This window comes from Enterobacter sp. 6722112 (genome assembly GCF_058661685.1).
In genome coordinates this window covers 199,783-219,369 of sequence record NZ_JBZWGR010000007.1, presented here as the reverse complement: position 1 = coordinate 219,369, position 19,587 = coordinate 199,783, and the positions used below count along the sequence as shown (strand labels likewise).

The 19,587-nt window shown below is 55.4% G+C and carries 23 protein-coding genes; 14 read left to right on the top strand and 9 right to left on the bottom strand.

Annotation, left to right across the window (positions count from 1 at the left end; genetic code table 11):
* The first annotated feature begins 7 nt into the window (after nt 1–7).
* Genes frdA through frdD form a run of 4 tightly spaced genes read left to right on the top strand, consistent with a single transcriptional unit; the run spans nt 8 to nt 3,301 of the window.
* Entirely contained in the window at nt 8–1,798 is a 1,791-nt protein-coding gene (gene frdA / locus AC4OVU_RS02610) for a fumarate reductase (quinol) flavoprotein subunit (protein ID WP_017383963.1), read from the top strand.
* Nucleotides 1,791–2,525 (top strand): fumarate reductase iron-sulfur protein, encoded by a 735-nt coding sequence (gene frdB, locus AC4OVU_RS02605; RefSeq protein ID WP_032620819.1) that lies wholly within the window; start codon nt 1,791–1,793, stop codon nt 2,523–2,525. The genes frdA and frdB overlap by 8 nt, the downstream gene beginning before the upstream one ends.
* 10 nt (nt 2,526–2,535) lie before the next feature.
* Nucleotides 2,536–2,931 carry a fumarate reductase subunit FrdC gene (gene frdC, locus AC4OVU_RS02600; protein WP_017383964.1) on the top strand — a complete coding sequence of 132 codons (396 nt, stop codon included), beginning with the start codon at nt 2,536–2,538 and terminating at the stop codon, nt 2,929–2,931.
* A gap of 10 nt (nt 2,932–2,941) precedes the next feature.
* Complete coding sequence (gene frdD, locus AC4OVU_RS02595; RefSeq protein ID WP_000609653.1) at nt 2,942–3,301, top strand: fumarate reductase subunit FrdD; 360 nt, start codon at nt 2,942–2,944, stop codon at nt 3,299–3,301.
* 29 nt (nt 3,302–3,330) lie between these two features.
* Here frdD and ampR read toward each other — a convergent pair whose 3' ends face one another.
* Entirely contained in the window at nt 3,331–4,206 is an 876-nt protein-coding gene (gene ampR, locus AC4OVU_RS02590; protein ID WP_003855952.1) for a LysR family transcriptional regulator AmpR, read from the bottom strand.
* A 132-nt stretch (nt 4,207–4,338) separates the two neighbouring features.
* Between ampR and AC4OVU_RS02585 the strand changes: the two genes are divergently transcribed.
* Together AC4OVU_RS02585 and AC4OVU_RS02580 are read left to right on the top strand one after the other, a co-directional pair.
* The gene (locus tag AC4OVU_RS02585) at nt 4,339–5,484 is read left to right on the top strand and encodes a cephalosporin-hydrolyzing class C beta-lactamase ACT-65 (protein WP_047726486.1); all 1,146 of its coding nucleotides are present in this window, start codon (nt 4,339–4,341) and stop codon (nt 5,482–5,484) included.
* Between the two features lie 158 nt (nt 5,485–5,642).
* The gene (locus tag AC4OVU_RS02580; RefSeq protein WP_059295261.1) at nt 5,643–6,173 is read left to right on the top strand and encodes a lipocalin family protein; all 531 of its coding nucleotides are present in this window, start codon (nt 5,643–5,645) and stop codon (nt 6,171–6,173) included.
* Here the strand turns inward: AC4OVU_RS02580 and sugE are convergent.
* Nucleotides 6,170–6,487, bottom strand: coding sequence for a quaternary ammonium compound efflux SMR transporter SugE (gene sugE / locus AC4OVU_RS02575; protein WP_015572453.1), 318 nt, complete (start codon nt 6,485–6,487; stop codon nt 6,170–6,172). The genes AC4OVU_RS02580 and sugE overlap by 4 nt on opposite strands.
* Before the next feature lie 262 nt (nt 6,488–6,749).
* On the opposite strand from sugE, the gene AC4OVU_RS02570 reads away from it, so the two are divergent.
* A complete protein-coding gene (locus AC4OVU_RS02570) occupies nt 6,750–7,343 on the top strand; it encodes a helix-turn-helix transcriptional regulator (RefSeq protein WP_110292749.1) in 594 nt (197 codons plus the stop codon).
* Nucleotides 7,344–7,380: 37 nt separating this feature from the next.
* Here AC4OVU_RS02570 and ecnB read toward each other — a convergent pair whose 3' ends face one another.
* The 3 genes from ecnB to efp all read right to left on the bottom strand — a co-directional run bounded on the left by ecnB (nt 7,381) and on the right by efp (nt 8,391).
* Nucleotides 7,381–7,527: a lipoprotein toxin entericidin B gene (ecnB, locus tag AC4OVU_RS02565; protein ID WP_003855942.1), complete on the bottom strand. Its 147-nt coding sequence runs from the start codon at nt 7,525–7,527 to the stop codon at nt 7,381–7,383.
* A 108-nt stretch (nt 7,528–7,635) separates the two neighbouring features.
* A complete protein-coding gene (locus tag AC4OVU_RS02560; RefSeq protein ID WP_015572451.1) occupies nt 7,636–7,767 on the bottom strand; it encodes an entericidin A/B family lipoprotein in 132 nt (43 codons plus the stop codon).
* 57 nt (nt 7,768–7,824) lie between these two features.
* The gene (gene efp / locus AC4OVU_RS02555; protein WP_003855940.1) at nt 7,825–8,391 is read right to left on the bottom strand and encodes an elongation factor P; all 567 of its coding nucleotides are present in this window, start codon (nt 8,389–8,391) and stop codon (nt 7,825–7,827) included.
* A 40-nt stretch (nt 8,392–8,431) separates the two neighbouring features.
* On the opposite strand from efp, the gene epmB reads away from it, so the two are divergent.
* Nucleotides 8,432–9,460: an EF-P beta-lysylation protein EpmB gene (gene epmB, locus AC4OVU_RS02550; protein ID WP_017383968.1), complete on the top strand. Its 1,029-nt coding sequence runs from the start codon at nt 8,432–8,434 to the stop codon at nt 9,458–9,460.
* Between the two features lie 65 nt (nt 9,461–9,525).
* Here the strand turns inward: epmB and AC4OVU_RS02545 are convergent, their stop codons facing one another.
* Nucleotides 9,526–9,879: a DUF4156 domain-containing protein gene (locus tag AC4OVU_RS02545; protein WP_003855938.1), complete on the bottom strand. Its 354-nt coding sequence runs from the start codon at nt 9,877–9,879 to the stop codon at nt 9,526–9,528.
* A 233-nt stretch (nt 9,880–10,112) separates the two neighbouring features.
* Between AC4OVU_RS02545 and AC4OVU_RS02540 the strand changes: the two genes are divergently transcribed.
* From AC4OVU_RS02540 to iadA, 3 genes are read left to right on the top strand one after another with little or no spacing between them, the layout of a single operon-like run.
* Nucleotides 10,113–10,760 (top strand): nucleoside recognition domain-containing protein, encoded by a 648-nt coding sequence (locus tag AC4OVU_RS02540; protein WP_032646960.1) that lies wholly within the window; start codon nt 10,113–10,115, stop codon nt 10,758–10,760.
* Nucleotides 10,757–11,218, top strand: a complete 462-nt coding sequence (locus tag AC4OVU_RS02535; protein WP_015572448.1) for a YjiG family protein — start codon at nt 10,757–10,759, stop codon at nt 11,216–11,218. The genes AC4OVU_RS02540 and AC4OVU_RS02535 overlap by 4 nt, the downstream gene beginning before the upstream one ends.
* A 10-nt stretch (nt 11,219–11,228) precedes the next feature.
* The gene (gene iadA / locus AC4OVU_RS02530; protein WP_491928620.1) at nt 11,229–12,392 is read left to right on the top strand and encodes a beta-aspartyl-peptidase; all 1,164 of its coding nucleotides are present in this window, start codon (nt 11,229–11,231) and stop codon (nt 12,390–12,392) included.
* Nucleotides 12,393–12,457: 65 nt separating this feature from the next.
* Here iadA and groL read toward each other — a convergent pair whose 3' ends face one another.
* Together groL and AC4OVU_RS02520 are read right to left on the bottom strand one after the other, a co-directional pair.
* The gene (gene groL / locus AC4OVU_RS02525) at nt 12,458–14,104 is read right to left on the bottom strand and encodes a chaperonin GroEL (protein WP_015572446.1); all 1,647 of its coding nucleotides are present in this window, start codon (nt 14,102–14,104) and stop codon (nt 12,458–12,460) included.
* Nucleotides 14,105–14,143: 39 nt separating this feature from the next.
* Nucleotides 14,144–14,437, bottom strand: a complete 294-nt coding sequence (locus AC4OVU_RS02520) for a co-chaperone GroES (RefSeq protein ID WP_003855929.1) — start codon at nt 14,435–14,437, stop codon at nt 14,144–14,146.
* Nucleotides 14,438–14,615: 178 nt separating this feature from the next.
* Here AC4OVU_RS02520 and yjeH point away from each other — a divergent pair, with 178 nt between their 5' ends.
* The gene (yjeH, locus tag AC4OVU_RS02515; protein ID WP_017383970.1) at nt 14,616–15,863 is read left to right on the top strand and encodes an L-methionine/branched-chain amino acid transporter; all 1,248 of its coding nucleotides are present in this window, start codon (nt 14,616–14,618) and stop codon (nt 15,861–15,863) included.
* A gap of 23 nt (nt 15,864–15,886) precedes the next feature.
* Here yjeH and AC4OVU_RS02510 read toward each other — a convergent pair whose 3' ends face one another.
* The gene (locus AC4OVU_RS02510; protein WP_003855925.1) at nt 15,887–16,351 is read right to left on the bottom strand and encodes an FxsA family protein; all 465 of its coding nucleotides are present in this window, start codon (nt 16,349–16,351) and stop codon (nt 15,887–15,889) included.
* 335 nt (nt 16,352–16,686) lie between these two features.
* On the opposite strand from AC4OVU_RS02510, the gene aspA reads away from it, so the two are divergent.
* Nucleotides 16,687–18,123 carry an aspartate ammonia-lyase gene (aspA, locus tag AC4OVU_RS02505; protein ID WP_015572444.1) on the top strand — a complete coding sequence of 479 codons (1,437 nt, stop codon included), beginning with the start codon at nt 16,687–16,689 and terminating at the stop codon, nt 18,121–18,123.
* A gap of 116 nt (nt 18,124–18,239) precedes the next feature.
* Entirely contained in the window at nt 18,240–19,541 is a 1,302-nt protein-coding gene (locus AC4OVU_RS02500; RefSeq protein WP_003855921.1) for an anaerobic C4-dicarboxylate transporter, read from the top strand.
* Nucleotides 19,542–19,587: the final 46 nt, after the last annotated feature.

Genomic DNA, 19,587 nt, shown 5'->3' with positions numbered 1-19,587 from the left:
GAATGTCGTGCAAACTTTTCAAGCCGATCTTGCCGTAATAGGCGCTGGCGGGGCTGGATTACGCGCTGCAATTGCTGCGGCACAAGCCAATCCGAACGCTAAAATCGCATTGATTTCAAAAGTCTATCCGATGCGCAGCCACACGGTAGCCGCAGAAGGAGGATCCGCCGCCGTCGCGCAGGATCATGACAGCTTCGAATACCATTTCCACGACACGGTTGCAGGGGGCGACTGGCTTTGCGAACAGGATGTCGTTGATTACTTCGTGCACCATTGCCCAACGGAAATGACCCAGCTGGAACAGTGGGGATGCCCGTGGAGCCGCCGTCCGGACGGGAGCGTCAACGTCCGCCGCTTCGGTGGCATGAAGATCGAACGCACCTGGTTTGCCGCCGATAAGACCGGCTTCCACATGCTGCACACCCTGTTCCAGACCTCCCTCCAGTTCCCACAAATCCAGCGCTTTGACGAACATTTCGTTCTCGACATTCTGGTCGACGACGGTCATGCGCGCGGACTGGTGGCGATGAACATGATGGAAGGCACGCTTGTCCAGATCCGCGCTAAGGCGGTGGTGATGGCAACGGGCGGTGCGGGTCGCGTATACCGCTACAACACCAACGGCGGCATCGTCACCGGTGACGGTATGGGCATGGCGCTCAGCCACGGCGTCCCGCTGCGTGATATGGAGTTCGTCCAGTATCACCCAACCGGCCTGCCGGGCTCCGGCATACTGATGACGGAAGGCTGCCGCGGTGAAGGCGGTATTCTGGTCAACAAAAACGGCTATCGCTATTTGCAGGATTACGGCATGGGTCCGGAAACCCCGCTTGGCGAGCCGAAAAACAAATACATGGAACTCGGCCCACGCGACAAAGTTTCTCAGGCTTTCTGGCACGAGTGGCGCAAAGGCAACACCATCTCAACGCCGCGCGGCGACGTGGTGCATCTCGACCTGCGTCATCTCGGCGAGAAGAAACTGCTGGAGCGTCTGCCGTTTATCTGCGAGCTGGCGAAAGCCTATGTGGGCGTCGATCCGGTGAAAGAGCCGATCCCGGTGCGTCCAACCGCGCACTACACCATGGGCGGTATCGAAACCGACCAGCAGTGCGAAACCCGCATCAAAGGGCTGTTTGCGGTGGGCGAGTGTTCCTCCGTCGGTCTGCACGGCGCAAACCGTCTGGGCTCGAACTCGCTGGCTGAGCTGGTGGTCTTTGGTCGCATGGCGGGCGAACGTGCGATGGAGCGTGCCGCAACGGCAGGTGAAGCTAACAGCGCGGCGCTGGATGCGCAGGTTGCAGACGTCGAAAAACGCCTGAAAGACCTGGTGAACCAGGAAGGTAACGAAAACTGGTCGAAGATCCGCGACGAAATGGGGCTGTCGATGGAAGAAGGCTGCGGGATCTACCGTACGCCAGAGCTGATGCAGAAAACCGTCGACAAGCTGGCCGAGTTGCAGGAGCGCTTCAAACGCGTGCGCATCACCGACACCTCCAGCGTCTTCAATACCGATCTGCTTTATACCATTGAACTGGGCCACGGCCTGAACGTCGCAGAATGTATGGCCCATTCCGCCCTGGCGCGTAAAGAGTCCCGCGGCGCGCACCAGCGCCTGGATGAGGGCTGCACCGAACGTGACGACGTCAATTTCCTTAAACACACTCTCGCCTGGCGCGATGCGGATGGCACTACGCGACTGGACTACAGCGACGTGAAAATCACCACGCTGCCACCGGCGAAACGCGTGTACGGTGCAGAAGCAGAAGCCGCCGATAAGAAGGAGAAGGCGAATGGCTGAGATGCAAAAACTGAAAATTGAAGTGGTGCGCTACAATCCGGAAGTGGACGCCGCGCCGCACAGCGCTTTCTATGAAGTCCCTTACGACGAGCAAACCTCCCTGCTGGATGCGCTCGGCTATATCAAAGATAACCTGGCCCCAGACCTGAGCTACCGCTGGTCCTGCCGCATGGCAATTTGCGGCTCCTGCGGCATGATGGTCAACAAGGTGCCAAAGCTGGCGTGTAAAACCTTCCTGCGTGATTACACCAAAGGTATCAAGGTTGAAGCGCTGGGCAACTTCCCGATTGAGCGCGATCTGGTGGTCGACATGACCCACTTTATCGAAAGCCTCGAAGCGATTAAGCCGTACATCATCGGCAACCCGCGCACGCCGGATCAGGGGCCAAACACCCAGACGCCCGCGCAGATGGCGAAATACCATCAGTTCTCCGGCTGCATCAACTGCGGCCTGTGCTATGCCGCCTGTCCGCAGTTTGGCCTGAACCCTGAGTTCATCGGCCCGGCCGCCATTACCCTGGCGCACCGCTATAACGAAGACAGCCGCGACCACGGTAAAAAAGAACGTATGGCGCAGCTTAACAGCCAGAACGGGGTCTGGAGCTGCACATTCGTGGGCTACTGCTCCGAAGTGTGTCCGAAGCACGTCGACCCGGCCGCCGCCATTCAGCAGGGAAAGGTGGAAAGCTCGAAAGACTTTCTTATCGCTACCCTGAAACCACGCTAAGGAGTGCATGATGACGACTAAACGCAAAGCCTACGTGCGGCCAATGCCGTCCACCTGGTGGAAAAAACTGCCGTTTTATCGCTTCTATATGCTGCGTGAAGGCACGGCTGTTCCCGCGGTCTGGTTCAGCCTCGAACTGCTGTACGGGGTTTATGCCCTCAAGCACGGCCCGGAAGCCTGGGCCAGTTTTGTGGGCTTCCTGCAAAACCCAATCATCGTTGTGCTGAACCTGATTGTGCTCGCCGCCGCGCTGCTTCATACCAAAACCTGGTTTGAACTGGCGCCAAAAGCAGCGAACATCATTGTAAAAGGCGAAAAAATGGGGCCAGAGCCGGTCATTAAAGGGCTCTGGGCAGTGACGGCAGTTGTCTCTGTGGTCATTCTGTTTGTCGCACTGTTCTGGTAAGGAGACTACTGTGATCAATCCAAATCCAAAACGTTCAGACGAGCCGGTCTTCTGGGGGCTGTTTGGCGCAGGCGGCATGTGGAGCGCCATTATTGCCCCGGTCATTATCCTGCTGGTCGGGATCATGCTGCCGCTGGGGTTGTTCCCGGGCGATGCGCTGAGCTATGAGCGCGTACTGGCCTTTGCGAGCAGCTTTATTGGCCGCGTGTTCATCTTCCTGATGATCGTCCTGCCGCTGTGGTGTGGTCTGCATCGTATCCACCATGCGATGCACGATCTGAAAATCCATGTGCCAAGCGGTAAATGGGTCTTCTACGGTCTGGCGACCATTCTGACGGTCGTCACGTTGATTGCCGTGGTCACCATCTGACTGAACAGGCCCGCCATCCGGCGGGCTTTTTACTTTTTCATCTTCTCCACCAGCCACCGGGAAAATTCGCGCATGGCTGGCGTTTCTGCCCGGGACTGCAATCGGGTCAGCCAGTAGCTGCCGAGCTCAATCTGCGTCGCAAAGGGCTGCACAATGCGCTCGCTGGCTAACAGATGGGTAAACATATCGACAGGCGCAATAGCAATACCCACCCCTGCCTGAGCGGCCTCCAGCATGGTCACGGACGAATCAAATACCATCACGCGGTGCGTTGGCGAAGGGGGATGCTCGCCGGCCGCCTGCATCCACGCGGTCCACTCGTCGCGTCGGTAGGAGCGCAGCAGCGTAAACCTGAGGATGTCGGCCGGACTGTGCAGACTGGCGGCAATATCAGGCGTACACAGCGGCGCGAGCGGCGCATGACAAAGAAATTCAGCCTCGGTACCGTGCCACGCCCCGCCACCGTAGCGGATCGTATAGTCAAGCCCTTCGGCAGCCGGATCAACGCGGTTGTTATGGGTGGAAAGCTGAAGATCGATGTGTGGGTAGCCACGGCGAAAATCCTCCAGCTGCGAGAATAAGACCCCGGTGGCAAACGTACCCACCACGCCGATTTTCAGCTTCTCCTGCGCACGATGGTTAGCGAAGCGATCCAGCATTCCGGCTATACGATCGAACGAATCATTCAGCACCGGCAGTAAATTTTCGCCCTCAGTAGTCAACATCAGCCCGCGCGACACGCGAACGAACAGCTGACAGTTCAGGTGCTGCTCCAGCGTTTTCACATGCTGGCTAATAGCCGAATGCGTCACGTTCAGTTCAATGGCCGCATGCGTAAAGCTGAGATGTCTTGCGGCGGCCTCAAAAGCCCGAAGCGAATTGAGGGGTAGATAGCTTCGCGTCATGGTCGCTTCCGTTAGAAAAATTAACAGCTAATGCTAAATTTAACCGTTTGTCAGGCACTGTCAAATCCAACAGACTACGCCTGTCTGACGGGCCCGGACATCCCCTTGACTCGCTATTACGGAAGATTACTGATGATGAAAAAATCCCTTTGCTGCGCCCTGCTGCTCGGCATCTCTTGCTCTGCTCTCGCCACGCCAGTGTCAGAAAAACAGCTGGCGGAGGTGGTTGCGAATACGGTTACCCCGCTGATGAAAGCCCAGTCTGTTCCAGGCATGGCGGTGGCCGTTATTTATCAGGGAAAACCGCACTATTACACGTTTGGCAAGGCCGATATCGCGGCGAATAAATCCGTTACGCCTCAGACCCTGTTCGAGCTGGGTTCTATAAGTAAAACCTTCACCGGCGTTTTAGGTGGGGATGCCATTGCTCGCGGTGAAATTTCGCTGGACGATCCGGTGACCAGATACTGGCCACAGCTGACGGGCAAGCAGTGGCAGGGTATTCGTATGCTGGATCTCGCCACCTACACCGCTGGCGGCCTGCCGCTACAGGTACCGGATGAGGTCACGGATAACGCCTCCCTGCTGCGCTTTTATCAAAACTGGCAGCCGCAGTGGAAGCCTGGCACAACGCGTCTTTACGCCAACGCCAGCATCGGTCTTTTTGGTGCGCTGGCGGTCAAACCTTCTGGCATGCCCTATGAGCAAGCCATGACGACGCGGGTCCTTAAGCCGCTCAAGCTGGACCATACCTGGATTAACGTGCCGAAAGCGGAAGAGGCGCATTACGCCTGGGGCTATCGTGATGGTAAAGCGGTGCGTGTTTCGCCGGGTATGCTGGATGCACAAGCCTATGGCGTGAAAACCAACGTGCAGGATATGGCGAACTGGGTCATGGCAAACATGGCGCCGGAGAACGTTGCTGATGCCTCACTTAAGCAGGGCATCGCGCTGGCGCAGTCGCGCTACTGGCGTATCGGGTCAATGTATCAGGGTCTGGGCTGGGAGATGCTCAACTGGCCCGTGGAGGCCAACACGGTGGTCGAGGGCAGTGACAGTAAGGTAGCGCTGGCGCCGTTGCCCGTGGCAGAAGTGAATCCACCGGCTCCCCCGGTCAAAGCGTCCTGGGTCCATAAAACGGGCTCTACTGGCGGGTTTGGCAGCTACGTGGCCTTTATTCCTGAAAAGCAGATCGGTATTGTGATGCTCGCGAATACAAGCTATCCGAACCCGGCACGCGTTGAGGCGGCATACCATATCCTCGAGGCGCTACAGTAAAACATTGCCGGGTGGCGCTGCGCTTACCCGGCCTACACAACGCGTGAACTTTGTAGGCCGGGTAAGGCGAAGCCGTCACCCGGCAAAACACCCTGCACAATCTCCCGCATTTTCCTTGCTGTCATCTACACTTAACAAAAAACAGTAAGGAAACTCCTATGCGCATTCTGCCTGTTATTGCCGCAGTAACAGCCGCGTTTTTAGTGGTTGCTTGCAGTTCCCCTACTCCTCCGCCTGGCGTCACGGTAGTCAGTAATTTCGACGCACAGCGCTTCCTCGGCACCTGGTATGAAATCGCCCGAATGGACCATCAGTTCGAACGGGGCTTAGAAAAAGTCACGGTCAGCTACAGCGCGATGGATGACGGCGGGATCCGGGTCATTAACCGCGGTTATAACCCGGATCGCCAGATGTGGCAGCAGTCAGTTGGTCAGGCCTATTTCACCGGCGCGTCTAACCGCGCGGCCATGAAAGTCTCTTTCATCGGCCCATTCTACGGCGGGTATAACGTCATTGCGCTGGACAGAGAGTACCGCCATGCGCTGGTGTGTGGGCCGGATCGCAACTATCTATGGCTCCTCTCCCGCACGCCAACGATCCCGGCGGAAATGAAACAGCAGATGCTGGACATAGCGACCCGGCAAGGGTTTGACGTGACGAAATTAATCTGGGTAAAACAGCTGCATTAGTGCGTACTGAGTTTTAACCCGATGATACCCGCGACGATTAACGCGAGGCTGGCGATACGCGCCAGACTCGCAGACTCCCCCAGCAGCAGAATGCCGGTAATGGCAGCTCCTACCGCGCCAATTCCAGTCCAGACAGCGTAAGCCGTTCCGACTGGCAAGGTTCGCATCGCCCATGACAGCATAACGATACTGACAATCATTGCGGCGATAGTGATGACGCTGGGCGTCAGGCGGGTAAAACCGTGGGTATATTTCAGGCCAATTGCCCATACCACTTCGAGCAAACCGGCAATAACAAGAACGATCCAGGACATATCAGGCTCCTTAACTTAACGACAAGTTGGGGCCGTCCCCGATGAATGAAGCGCTTACGGGTCGTCCCGCAAGGCTGAGGTTGCGCCTTATATTTTGGTTAGCATGGAATTTTTTTTCAAACTTTTTCTGCTGAACACGTTAAGGCAAGAAATAGCCTCAGTAAGGCACGGAGTTCAGGCATTTATGACTCATCCGACTTCTCTATGATGATAGGCTTTCTGATGGCAGGAAGCCAAACCACTAGCCGACTGCGAAAATTATATGTTCAAAATTCTTTTGATTGACCGTTGTCACTTCACCCGCACGGGATTTGAAGCCTGGCTCAATCATTCAGACCTGTTTTCGGGTCATTTCGTCGTAACCGGGGTAAATAATCTTTTCCTCGCCAGAGAGCATATCCTGCAATGGAAACCTGCGCTGGTCATCGCTGATTTATCGGGCTTCCGGCAGGATTTACACCATTTTCAGCAGCTATCTTCCCTGCTTATTGCCAGCGAAACATTGCCTTTTATTATGCTGCAATCGGGGCAGGAGATGACAGATTATCTGGCGCAGTTCCCGATATGGTCTTCACTTTCCAAAAATACCGATCTGGAAAAACTGGCGGCGGTGATAAACGACGCGCTAACGACATGCGCAAGCGCGGAGCTTCCGGAAATGGCGGCACCGTTACTGACGCGTCAGGAAGAGAGAGTACTGACCCTGTGGATGGATGGTGCGAGCAACCAGAAAATTGCCAGCAATCTGCGCATTAACGGAAAAACGGTGTATACGTACAAACGCAATATCCGCATGAAGCTTCATATGGATACGCGTTACTCCCCGTTTTTATCGCTACAGGAAGTGGAGAATTGACGGTACGGTGAAGTTAGCTGCCGTACCGTCGCTTTCATTAGTTCTGAGCTTTAGTTGCTGCGCCAGAAATCGCGTTACCACCGTCGGAGATATCTTCCCCTACGCCACGGGTGGTGTTACATGCAGTCAGTACCGAAGAAAGCACCAGAACAGAAAAGATCGCTGCAATTGTTTTCTTAACCATAATATCTTCCTTTTATAGCCAAAGTTATTTTGTGTATAGCAACTTAAGAATAGACAAGATCTTGTCGTTTGACGGAAAAGGAAGAATTTTTAGGAAAATTAGACGGAATTAGCTGGCCGCATGGGAAATGATATGGCCGAGATCCTGAATATCTTCGCCCACGCCACGCGCGGTGTTGCAACCGGAGAGAATTGCGCTTGAGAACGCTAACAGAAGCAGAATTTTAACGGTACGTTTCATCTTCCCTGCCTGCAAAATCAGGCGCAGCGAGCGCTGCGCCTTTAATCATGACGTAAATTACTTCACGCGGGATACATATTCGCCGGAGCGGGTATCCACTTTGATCACTTCACCGATCTGTACGAACAGTGGCACTTTAACCACAGCGCCGGTAGACAGGGTGGCAGGCTTGCCGCCAGTACCTGCGGTATCACCTTTCAGACCTGGATCGGTTTCAACGATTTCCAGCTCAACGAAGTTCGGAGGCGTAACCGCGATAGGCTGACCGTTCCACAGGGTAACGATGCACTCAGCCTGATCCAGCAGCCACTTGGCGTTGTCGCCAATCGCTTTCGCGTCCGCAGACAGCTGCTCGAAGGTTTCGTTGTTCATGAAGTGCCAGAACTCACCGTCGTTGTACAGGTAAGTCAGGTTCATATCGACAACATCAGCGCCTTCAGCGGAGTCAGTAGATTTGAAGGTTTTCTCAACACGGGTACCGGTCAGCAGGCGGCGCAGCTTAACGCGTGCGAATGCCTGGCCTTTACCTGGTTTAACGAATTCGCTGGCTTCAACCGCGTACGGTTCGCCGTCCATCATGATTTTAAGACCAGCACGAAAATCGTTGCTATAGTACGTTGCCATAAGGCCCTCTAAATTTGTTAACTGGTAGCTAAGCCACAAAATGGCGCATATTGTAACCCTAAACACCCCGTCCAGAGAAGATTGGTTATCGCAACTTGCCGATGTAATCACCAGTCCTGATGAATTGCTGCGTCTTTTAGACCTCGAACAGCACGAAGCGTTGCGTGCAGGTCGTGAGGCGAAGCGCCTTTTCGCCCTGCGCGTTCCCCGCGCGTTTGTTGCCCGAATGGAAAAGGGTAACCCTGATGATCCGTTATTAAAACAAACGCTTACTTCTCAGGATGAGTTTATTACCGCTCCCGGATACAGCACCGATCCGCTGGAAGAGCAGAACAGTGTCGTCCCGGGTTTGCTGCATAAATACCGCAATCGTGCCCTGCTGCTGGTTAAGGGCGGTTGCGCGGTAAATTGCCGCTATTGCTTCCGTCGCCACTTCCCGTACGCCGAAAACCAGGGCAATAAGCGCAACTGGCAGGTGGCGCTGGAGTACATCACGGCGCACCCGGAGCTGGATGAAATCATCTTTTCCGGCGGCGACCCGCTGATGGCAAAAGATCATGAGCTGGACTGGCTGCTGACTCAGCTTGAGACCATCCCGCACATTAAGCGTCTGCGCATTCACAGCCGTTTACCGATCGTCATCCCGGCGCGTATTACCGACACCCTGGTCACGCGCCTGGAGCAGTCCCGTTTGCAGGTGCTGCTGGTGAACCATATCAACCACGCGAATGAAATTGACGCGGACTTTCGTGCGGCGATGGCGCGTATGCGAAAGGCAGGCGTGACGCTGCTCAACCAGAGCGTATTACTGCGCGGCGTGAACGACAGCGCCCGCGTGCTGGCCGATCTCAGCAATGCCTTATTTGATGCGGGCGTAATGCCCTATTACCTGCATGTTCTGGATCGCGTCCAGGGCGCGGCGCACTTCATGGTGACAGATGAAGAGGCCCGGAAGATTATGCGCGAGCTGTTAACGCTGGTTTCGGGTTATATGGTGCCGAAGCTGGCACGTGAGATTGGCGGAGAGCCGAGTAAGACGCCGCTGGATTTGCAGCTGCGGCAGCAGTAAAAAGGCAGGTGGCGCTACGCTTACCTGCCCTGGAGATAAAGCGGCAGCGCCATCAAAAAGTTATCTCAGTTCGGGCACTTATAGACCTGGCCGTTCATCTGGCTGGCGGTTGGCACAAAGCTGGACAGCATCCCCTGCGTCGGGCTGCTCACCCCGTAAATCACATTGCCGCCCATTGCCGCAGCCTGATTACGCAGGGCATTGGCCGCACCGCGCATAGAGCCGCCCTCTTCGCCGTGCTGCCCCGACATCCAGTTGCTTTGCTCGCCAGTGGCGGTGCCTAACAGCTGGCATTCGCTGCCCGGCTTATCTTCCACAAAGCGAACGCTCTGGCCCGCTGCCGTCAGCTCATTGCTGGTGCTACAACCCGCCAGCAGCAATGCTGCACCTACAATCCCTGCACAGACTTTTATGCGCATGTTATTCCTCGTTTTCAATAAGCTGGACAGTAGTTGTCCGCGTGTAAACCTTATACTAAAAAGATGACCAAAAGAAAAATGCTGAGCATTTCTGCGAGCCAGATTCCGCTCGCACTCCTCCGACATCTTAAATGAATTCTGATAATAACCTTTGGGATATCGTGTTTTAGCCCCCGATCGTTTTTAGTGATGCGACGTACAACTTTTGTACGCGACTCAAAAAAGGGGGTTTCATGAGTGCATCATCCTCAGGAGAGGAAAAAGTAACCTGGGTGGGCTATCTGGCGTTCGTGCTCACCATCGTATTTTTCTCAGGTTTTTTCGCCAAAAGTACTGAATGGTGGCGCGTGCTGGATTTTACCGTGCTGAACGGCAGCTTTGGAGCGGTGAACGGCGCGCTGACGTTTCGCGGTGAGGGCGGCACAGGAGCGAAAGACGGTTTTTTATTTGCCCTTGAACTGGCGCCCTCGGTCATTTTATCGCTCGGGATCATTGCCGTTACCGAGGGGCTGGGCGGGCTGCGCGCCGCACAACAGCTCATGACGCCCATTCTGCGCCCGCTGCTCGGCGTGCCGGGCATCTGCTCTCTGGCGCTTATCGCCAACCTGCAAAATACCGATGCAGCCGCAGGGATGACCAAAGAGTTGACTGACGAAGGGGCGATTACTGACCATGAACGCGCCATTTTCGCCACCTTCCAGACCAGCGGTAGCGCCATTATTACCAACTATTTTTCTTCTGGTGCCGCACTCTTTACCTTTATTACCGTCCCGGTGATCACGCCGCTTGCCGTCATTCTGGTGTTCAAATTTGTTGGAGCGAACTTCCTGCGACTGTGGATCGCCCACATGGAAGTTCGCCGCGTTCAGGAGGAAAGATGATCGCCCAGCCGCGTAAAAATATCATGGACCTGTTTATCGATGGCGCCCGCCGCGGCTTTACCATCGCCACCACCAGCCTGCTGCCGAACGTGGTCATGGCGTTTGTCATCATTCAGGCGCTCAAGGTAACCGGCCTGCTGGATATTGTCGGCAGGGTATGCGAGCCCATCATGGCCCTGTGGGGGCTTCCGGGTGCGGCGGCAACGGTTCTTCTGGCCTCGGTAATGAGCATGGGCGGCGGTGTGGGGGTCTGCGCCAGTCTGGTCGCTGCCGGCACGCTCAACGGTCACGATGCTACCATCCTGCTGCCCGCCATCTATCTGATGGGTAATCCGGTGCAAAACACGGGCCGTTGCCTTGGCACCGCAGGCGTCAACCCGAAGTATTATCCGCACATTATCACTATCTGCGTCATTAACGCCCTGCTCTCAATGTGGGTGATGCAGCTACTCTTCTGAGGAGATAAAAATGGATTTTTCAGTGCTGGAACCGCACCTTTTCCGCAATGCGCAGCTTTACGCTCCCGAGGATCTTGGGCATTGCGATCTGCTGATTGCCGGAGGAAAAATCGTCGCAGTCGAAAAAGCGGGCCACGCCACAACGAGGCCAGACTGTCCTGAAAGCGATCTCGCCGGAGCGGTGGTTTGTCCGGGGTTTATCGATCAGCATGTACACCTGATTGGCGGCGGCGGTGAAGCCGGTCCCCACACCCGGACGCCAGAGGTGCGATTGTCTGCGCTGGTGGCGGCTGGCATCACCTCCGTTGTTGGCCTGCTGGGCACCGACGGCGTGACCCGCCATCCCGAGTCGCTGCTGGCGAAAACGCGGGCGCTCGAGCATGAAGGGATCAGCACGTGGATGCTGACAGGCGCGTATGGCCTGCCTTCTCCGACGATTACCGGCAGTATCGAAAAGGATGTGGCGCTGATTGATAAAATCATTGGCGTGAAATGCGCGATTTCCGACCATCGCTCTTCCGCTCCGGCAGATGACCAGCTCGCGAATATAGCCGCCCAGTCGCGAGTCGGCGGGCTGCTGGGCGCCAAAGCGGGGATATCCGTGTTTCACCTCGGCAACAGCCCGAAACTGCTGGAGCCGCTGCTTAACATCCTGAATAACGCCGACGTGCCCTGCACGAAGCTGCTGCCAACTCACGTCAACCGCGCCCAGGCACTGTTCCACGCCGCACTGGACTATGCCCGCGAAGGGGGGTACATCGACATCACCACCAGCATCAGCGAGCCTGTTGATGCCGCCACCGCTATCGCGACGGCCCGTGAAGCACAGGTGCCGTTTAACCGGCTCACGCTCAGCTCGGATGGCAACGGCAGCCAGCCGAATTTTGACGCAAATGGTAATCTTGTTGGCATTGGCGTGGCGGGATTTGAGTCCCTGCTTGAGACGCTACAGCAGCTGGTCGGCCGGTATCACCTGCCGCTGGAGGAGGCGCTTCTGCCGTTTACGCGTAACGTGGCGGAGTTTCTCGGCCTGGAGCATAAAGGGCGGATCGCGCCCGGATGCGATGCCGACGTCCTGGTGCTGACCGATGATCTGAAGATCCGCGAGGTCTGGGCGAAAGGCCGCCAGATGGTGAGTGGAGGCGTTGTGTGCGTGAAAGGCACGTTTGAGTAGAAGACAATAAAAAACCCCGGGCATTGCTGCCCGGGGTTCGTTCTGAGAGGTTCAGAACAACATGATTACATCATGCCGCCCATGCCACCCATGCCGCCCATACCACCAGCAGCACCTAAGTCAGGCGCGTCGCCTTTAGGCAGGTCGGTCACCATGCACTCGGTCGTGATCATCAGACCAGCTACAGATGCCGCGTATTGCAGTGCAGAACGGGTCACTTTAGTTGGATCCAGGATACCGAAGTCGATCATGTTGCCGTATTCTTCAGTTGCCGCGTTGTAACCGTAGTTACCTTCACCCGCTTTCACGTTGTTCGCAACCACAGACGGCTCTTCACCGGCGTTGGACACGATCTGACGCAGAGGAGCTTCCATCGCGCGCAGCGCAACTTTGATACCCACGTTCTGGTCTTCGTTCTGAGCAGTCAGGCCAGCCAGTTTAGCGGCTACACGCACCAGCGCGACCCCACCACCAGCAACCACGCCTTCTTCTACCGCAGCACGGGTCGCGTGCAGGGCATCGTCAACGCGTGCTTTCTTCTCTTTCATTTCAACTTCGGTAGCCGCACCGACTTTGATTACCGCTACGCCGCCTGCCAGTTTCGCTACGCGCTCCTGGAGTTTTTCACGGTCGTAATCGGAAGTTGCTTCTTCGATCTGCTTACGGATCTGACCAACACGGCCCTGAATAGCAGCTTCTTCACCCACACCGTCGATGATGGTGGTGGTGTCTTTGTTGATCACAACGCGTTTCGCCTGGCCCAGGTCTTCCAGGGTCGCTTTTTCCAGCTCCATACCGATCTCTTCGGAGATCACGGTACCGCCAGTCAGGGTAGCGATATCCTGAAGCATCGCTTTACGACGATCGCCGAAGCCAGGTGCTTTAACCGCTGCCACTTTCACGATGCCACGCATGGTGTTAACCACGAGAGTCGCCAGCGCTTCGCCTTCAACGTCTTCAGCAATGATTACCAGCGGCTTGCCTGCTTTCGCAACGGCTTCCAGCACTGGCAGCATTTCGCGGATGTTGGAGATTTTCTTGTCAGCCAGCAGGATGAACGGGCTTTCCAGCTCAACAGCGCCAGTTTCTGGCTTGTTGATGAAGTATGGAGACAGGTAACCGCGGTCGAACTGCATACCTTCAACCACGTCCAGTTCGTCTTCCAGACCAGTACCGTCTTCAACGGTGATCACGCCTTCTTTACCGACTTTATCCATCGCTTCAGCGATCAGTTTACCTACGGTTTCGTCGGAGTTAGCGGAGATAGTACCAACCTGAGCAATGGCTTTAGAGTCAGAGCACGGTACGGACAGCGCTTTCAGTTCTTCAACAGCAGAGGCGACAGCTTTGTCGATACCACGTTTCAGATCCATTGGGTTCATGCCCGCAGCAACGGCTTTCAGGCCTTCGGTGATGATCGCCTGCGCCAGTACGGTCGCGGTGGTGGTGCCGTCACCGGCAGCGTCGTTCGCTTTAGAGGCAACTTCTTTCACCATCTGTGCGCCCATGTTTTCGAACTTGTCTTCCAGCTCGATTTCACGTGCAACAGAAACACCATCTTTGGTGATGGTTGGCGCGCCGAAGGATTTGTCCAGCACTACGTTACGGCCTTTCGGGCCCAGAGTGACTTTCACTGCGTCTGCCAGTACGTTTACGCCGCGGAGCATTTTTACACGAGCGTCGTTACCGAATTTTACGTCTTTAGCTGCCATGTTCTTATTTCCTCAAATTCGTACAGTTTCGTGCGTTAATTACGCTTCAACAATTGCCAGAATGTCGCTCTCGGACATGATCAACACTTCTTCATTGTCGATCTTCTCGGATTTCACGCCGTAGCCATCGTTGAAAATGACGATGTCACCAACTTTAACGTCCAGTGGCTGCACAGTTCCGTTTTCCAGGATGCGGCCCTTACCGACAGCGATGATTTCGCCACGCGTTGATTTTGCTGCTGCTGAACCGGTCAGAACGATGCCGCCAGCAGACTTGGTTTCAACTTCTTTACGTTTGACGATCACACGATCATGTAACGGACGAATACTCATTGATAGCTCTCCTTTGAGAAAGTCATTATCAGTTATGGATGACGCCGGTCCGCATGCGGTTTTCCGGCTAGTGCCCTGAGAGATGGGGATAGCTTTTTACCCCTTCAAGGGGTAATCGAAAAAAAATTTGCGAAAGTGTTACCATCCACTCTCTTTTGATGGTCGCGGGACGAGGTAAATGAGTGGACTCAGGCAGGAGTTGGGGCTGGCGCAGGGCATTGGCTTACTCTCAACGTCTTTATTAGGCACGGGGGTATTTGCGGTTCCCGCGCTGGCGGCATTGGTTGCCGGCAATAACAGTCTTTGGGCATGGCCGGTGCTGATCGTGCTGGTGTTTCCGGTGGCGATTGTCTTTGCCATACTCGGGCGGCACTTCCCGAGCGCAGGCGGCGTAGCGCATTTTGTCGGCATGGCGTTTGGGCCGCGGATGGAGCGCGTCACCGGCTGGCTATTTTTGTCGGTGATACCCGTTGGCCTTCCGGCAGCCCTGCATATCGCAACCGGCTTCGGACAGGCGCTGTTTGGCTGGCACGATGAACAGCTGCTGCTGGCTGAACTCGGTACGCTGGCGATTGTCTGGTGGGTAGGCTCACGCGGGGCCAGTTCCAGCGCCAATCTGCAAACGCTGGTCGCCGTGTTAATTGTCGCGCTGATCGTCGCCATCTGGTTTGCGGGTGACATTACCGTGGCGGATATTCCTTTCCCCGCGATTAACGACATCGACCACGCACAGCTTTTCGCTGCACTATCCGTCATGTTCTGGTGTTTCGTCGGTCTGGAGGCGTTCGCTCATCTGGCATCCGAGTTTAAACAGCCCGAGCGTGATTTCCCCCGCGCCCTGATGATTGGCCTGCTGCTGGCGGGTACCGTGTACTGGGCCTGTACCGTACTGGTGCTGCACTTCAACGCGTTCGGTGAAGAGAAAGCTGCCGCCGCGTCGCTGCCGGGCATCGTGGTGCAGCTGTTTGGCGTTAAGGCCCTGTGGGTAGCCTGCGTGATTGGCTATCTCGCCTGCTTTGCCAGCCTCAACATCTATATTCAGAGCTTCGCCCGGCTGGTGTGGTCTCAGGCACTTTATAAACCGGATAGCCCCCTCTCACGCCTGTCAAAGCGTCAGCTTCCGGTGAATGCGCTGAATACCGTACTGGGCTGCTGCGTGGTGAGTTCCCTGGCCATTTATCTCCTCGACATCAACCTTGACGCGCTGATTGTCTACGCCAACGGTATTTTCATCATGATCTACCTGCTGTGCATGCTGGCGGGCTGTCGGTTGCTGAAAGGACGCTTTAAGGCGCTGGCGGCTGTCGGGTGTGTCCTGTGCCTGATGCTGCTGGCGATGGTGGGATGGAAGAGTGTGTACGCCATCGTCATGCTGGCGGGGCTGTGGGTGTTTTTACCGAAGCGGCAAAAGCCGCAGGCCCGGTGAGCGAGCGCCACCGGGCCACAAACTCACCGATCGTCTTTATGATCTAACCGGTCGCGCTGCTCATCCTTACGCTGATATTCCCCTTCAAAGGTATCCCCCGGGCCGGTGCTGAAACCACCGCCTGGCATACGGCTGAAACGCAGGTGCGGCAGCAGCTTCATGGTCAGATGCTTCTGCACCGGCGGCAACAGCAACAGCAGGCCGAGGAAGTCGGTGAAGAAACCAGGCAGGATCAGCAGCAGGCCAGCAATAATCAGCGACACGCTTTTGATCATCTCGGCTGCCGGGCTTTCGCCTGCGGCCATCTTCTGCTGCATTAACAGGAAATTTTTGAAACCCTGATTGCGCACCAGCGACATGCCGATGACGGAGGTGAAGATCACCAGAATCAGCGTCAGCAGGACGCCCAGCACATGGGCAACCTGGATGAAAATCGAAATCTCAATGTAAACATAAAGAAAGAAAGCAATAAATGGTATCCAGCGCACTGGCATCTCCTGTGTGGCAGGTGCCTTCAGGCCCCTGACTGAATGTGTTCGCGAAGCGCGTAGATAAGAAATGGTGACGGTTAGCCAAAATTCAATCGGTTTGCACGGATATTTTTTCTGGAAATATTAAAGCGGTGACATATTTCACAGATTAATAATTATCATGAAATCGGGTCGATAATAAGTGATCCAGCTTACGGCAATTCGCTATTATCAGCATATGATCTCGAACATCTGGCCGATTGAGGGAATAATCGTCGGTCATAAAATATTCAAAACCACATATATACTGTGTGTTTAGTACAATCCATCGGCAGCTTGAAAAGAAGGTTCACATGTTAAACAACATTCGTATCGAAGAAGATTTGTTGGGTACCAGGGAAGTTCCAGCGGATGCCTACTATGGTGTTCACACTCTGAGAGCGATTGAAAACTTCTACATCAGCAACAGCAAAATCAGCGACATCCCTGAATTTGTGCGTGGTATGGTGATGGTAAAAAAAGCCGCGGCTCTGGCGAACAAAGAGCTGCAAACCATTCCTAAAAGCGCTGCAAATGCGATTATCGCCGCGTGCGATGAGGTGCTGAACAACGGCAAATGCATGGATCAGTTCCCGGTCGACGTCTATCAGGGCGGCGCGGGCACCTCCGTCAACATGAACACCAACGAAGTGCTGGCAAACATCGGCCTGGAGCTGATGGGTCATCAGAAAGGTGAATACCAGTACCTGAACCCGAACGACCACGTTAACAAATGTCAGTCCACCAACGACGCCTACCCAACCGGCTTCCGCATCGCGGTGTATGCCTCTATCGTCAAACTGGTCGACGCGATTAATCAGCTGGGCGATGGCTTCCAGCGTAAAGCCGTTGAGTTCCAGGACATCCTGAAAATGGGCCGTACCCAGTTGCAGGACGCGGTGCCAATGACCCTCGGACAGGAATTCCACGCGTTTAACGTGCTGCTGAATGAAGAGACCAAAAACCTGCTGCGCACGTCCGAACTGCTGCTGGAAGTGAACCTGGGCGCAACCGCCATCGGTACACGCCTGAACACGCCAGATGGCTATCAGCAGCTGGCGGTACAGAAGCTGGCTGAAGTGTCCAACTTGCCGGTTGTGCCTGCGGAAGACCTGATTGAAGCTACCTCAGACTGCGGCGCCTACGTGATGGTGCACAGCGCACTGAAACGTCTGGCGGTGAAACTGTCCAAAATCTGTAACGACCTGCGCCTGCTCTCCTCCGGTCCGCGCGCTGGCCTGAATGAAATCAACCTGCCAGAGTTGCAGGCGGGTTCATCCATCATGCCAGCTAAAGTGAACCCGGTGGTGCCAGAGGTGGTGAACCAGGTTTGCTTCAAGGTTATTGGTAACGATACGACCGTCACCATGGCCTCGGAAGCCGGTCAGCTCCAGCTGAACGTGATGGAGCCGGTGATTGGCCAGGCGATGTTTGAATCTATCCATATTCTGACCAACGCCTGCTACAACCTGCTGGAAAAATGCATCAACGGCATCACCGCGAATAAAGAAGTGTGTGAAGGCTACGTCTATAACTCCATCGGCATCGTCACCTACCTCAACCCGTTCATCGGCCACCACAACGGCGATATCGTCGGGAAGATTTGTGCCGAAACCGGTAAGAGCGTGCGTGAGGTGGTTCTCGAGCGAGGATTGTTGACCGAAGCCGAACTGGACGATATCTTCTCCGCCCAGAACCTGATGCACCCGGCATATAAAGCGAAACGATATACCGATGAAAGCGAACAGTAACCGTTCAGGCTAAGCTTCCGAAAGGCACGTCACTTGTGACGTGCCTTTTTTCTTTATGGGCGTTACCAAAACACAACAATTCAATATCAACTTGTTAATGAGCAAGGCAGGTCTTTATGTTTGGAGCAGAACTCGTCATCGTCCTGTTGGCGATTTATTTGGGCGCACGACTCGGGGGTATCGGCATCGGTTTTGCTGGCGGTCTCGGAGTGCTTGTACTTACCCTGATCTTTCAGATTAAACCCGGCGCAATCCCTTTTGACGTTATCGAAATCATCATGGCGGTTATTGCTGCTATCGCGGCTATGCAGGTCGCAGGCGGTATGGACTACCTGGTGAGCCTGGCGGAGCGAATGCTGCGTCGCCATCCGAAATACATCACCTTCCTTGCCCCACTGGTGACCTGGTTTATGACCATTCTCGCCGGTACCGGCCACACCGCTTTCTCCACGCTGCCGGTAATCACCGAAGTGGCGAAAGAGCAGGGTATTCGCCCGTCTCGCCCTCTTTCTATTGCCGTGGTCGCCTCCCAGATTGCGATTACCGCCTCGCCCATTTCCGCGGCGGTGGTCTTCTTCGCGGGTATCCTTGAGCCGATGGGCGTAAGTTACCTGACGCTGCTGGCAATCTGTATTCCGGTCACGCTGATTGCGGTAATGATCACTGCCGTACTGTGTAACTTCCTTGGCGCCGAGCTGAAAGACGATCCGGTTTACCAGGAGCGTCTGGCAAAAGGTGAAGTGAGCCTGCGCGGTAGCCAGGTCTTCGAGCTGAAGCCGCATGCAAAACGCTCCGTGCTGCTGTTCCTGATTGGTATCGTCGCCGTGATGTTCTACGCCACCGCCATCAGCGATACGGTAGGTCTGATCCAGAACCCGGTTCTGCCGCGTAACGAAGCCATTGTGGTGTTTATGCTGACCATCGCGACGCTGATCAGCATCACCTGTAAAATCGACACCAGCGAAGTGCTGAACGCCAGCACCTTCAAATCCGGTATGAGCGCCTGCGTGTGCGTGCTGGGCGTGGCGTGGCTCGGCGATACCTTTGTGAAAGCGCACATCAGCGATATCCAGACCGTTGCAGGCGACCTGCTGCACAACTATCCGTGGCTGCTGGCAGTAGTGCTGTTCTTTGCCGCGACGCTGCTGTACTCCCAGGCTGCGACCACCAAAGCGCTGATGCCTGCGGCACTGATGCTGGGCGTAACGCCGCTGACGGCGATTGCCTCTTTTGCAGCGGTTTCCGCCCTGTTCGTTCTGCCCACCTACCCAACCCTGCTGGCCGCGGTTGAGATGGATGACACCGGCTCAACCCGTATTGGTAAATACGTGTTTAACCACGCGTTCCTGATCCCGGGCGTGGTGGCGATTACGCTCTGCGTGATCCTCGGCTTTATCATCGGCGGCATTGTGCTGTAAACGATTAGCCGTTGTAAAAATAGTTAAAATCGGGCCGCTCTGCGGC

Coding starts and splice junctions, on each gene's coding strand:
- frdB (WP_032620819.1), top strand. CDS start 1,791: ATGGCTGAGATGCAAAAACTGAAAATTGAAGTGGTGCGCTACAATCCG.
- frdC (WP_017383964.1), top strand. CDS start 2,536: ATGACGACTAAACGCAAAGCCTACGTGCGGCCAATGCCGTCCACCTGG.
- ampR (WP_003855952.1), bottom strand. CDS start 4,206: ATGACGCGAAGCTATCTACCCCTCAATTCGCTTCGGGCTTTTGAGGCC.
- AC4OVU_RS02585 (WP_047726486.1), top strand. CDS start 4,339: ATGATGAAAAAATCCCTTTGCTGCGCCCTGCTGCTCGGCATCTCTTGC.
- AC4OVU_RS02580 (WP_059295261.1), top strand. CDS start 5,643: ATGCGCATTCTGCCTGTTATTGCCGCAGTAACAGCCGCGTTTTTAGTG.
- sugE (WP_015572453.1), bottom strand. CDS start 6,487: ATGTCCTGGATCGTTCTTGTTATTGCCGGTTTGCTCGAAGTGGTATGG.
- AC4OVU_RS02570 (WP_110292749.1), top strand. CDS start 6,750: ATGTTCAAAATTCTTTTGATTGACCGTTGTCACTTCACCCGCACGGGA.
- ecnB (WP_003855942.1), bottom strand. CDS start 7,527: ATGGTTAAGAAAACAATTGCAGCGATCTTTTCTGTTCTGGTGCTTTCT.
- AC4OVU_RS02560 (WP_015572451.1), bottom strand. CDS start 7,767: ATGAAACGTACCGTTAAAATTCTGCTTCTGTTAGCGTTCTCAAGCGCA.
- efp (WP_003855940.1), bottom strand. CDS start 8,391: ATGGCAACGTACTATAGCAACGATTTTCGTGCTGGTCTTAAAATCATG.
- epmB (WP_017383968.1), top strand. CDS start 8,432: ATGGCGCATATTGTAACCCTAAACACCCCGTCCAGAGAAGATTGGTTA.
- AC4OVU_RS02545 (WP_003855938.1), bottom strand. CDS start 9,879: ATGCGCATAAAAGTCTGTGCAGGGATTGTAGGTGCAGCATTGCTGCTG.
- AC4OVU_RS02540 (WP_032646960.1), top strand. CDS start 10,113: ATGAGTGCATCATCCTCAGGAGAGGAAAAAGTAACCTGGGTGGGCTAT.
- AC4OVU_RS02535 (WP_015572448.1), top strand. CDS start 10,757: ATGATCGCCCAGCCGCGTAAAAATATCATGGACCTGTTTATCGATGGC.
- iadA (WP_491928620.1), top strand. CDS start 11,229: ATGGATTTTTCAGTGCTGGAACCGCACCTTTTCCGCAATGCGCAGCTT.
- groL (WP_015572446.1), bottom strand. CDS start 14,104: ATGGCAGCTAAAGACGTAAAATTCGGTAACGACGCTCGTGTAAAAATG.
- AC4OVU_RS02520 (WP_003855929.1), bottom strand. CDS start 14,437: ATGAGTATTCGTCCGTTACATGATCGTGTGATCGTCAAACGTAAAGAA.
- yjeH (WP_017383970.1), top strand. CDS start 14,616: ATGAGTGGACTCAGGCAGGAGTTGGGGCTGGCGCAGGGCATTGGCTTA.
- aspA (WP_015572444.1), top strand. CDS start 16,687: ATGTTAAACAACATTCGTATCGAAGAAGATTTGTTGGGTACCAGGGAA.
- AC4OVU_RS02500 (WP_003855921.1), top strand. CDS start 18,240: ATGTTTGGAGCAGAACTCGTCATCGTCCTGTTGGCGATTTATTTGGGC.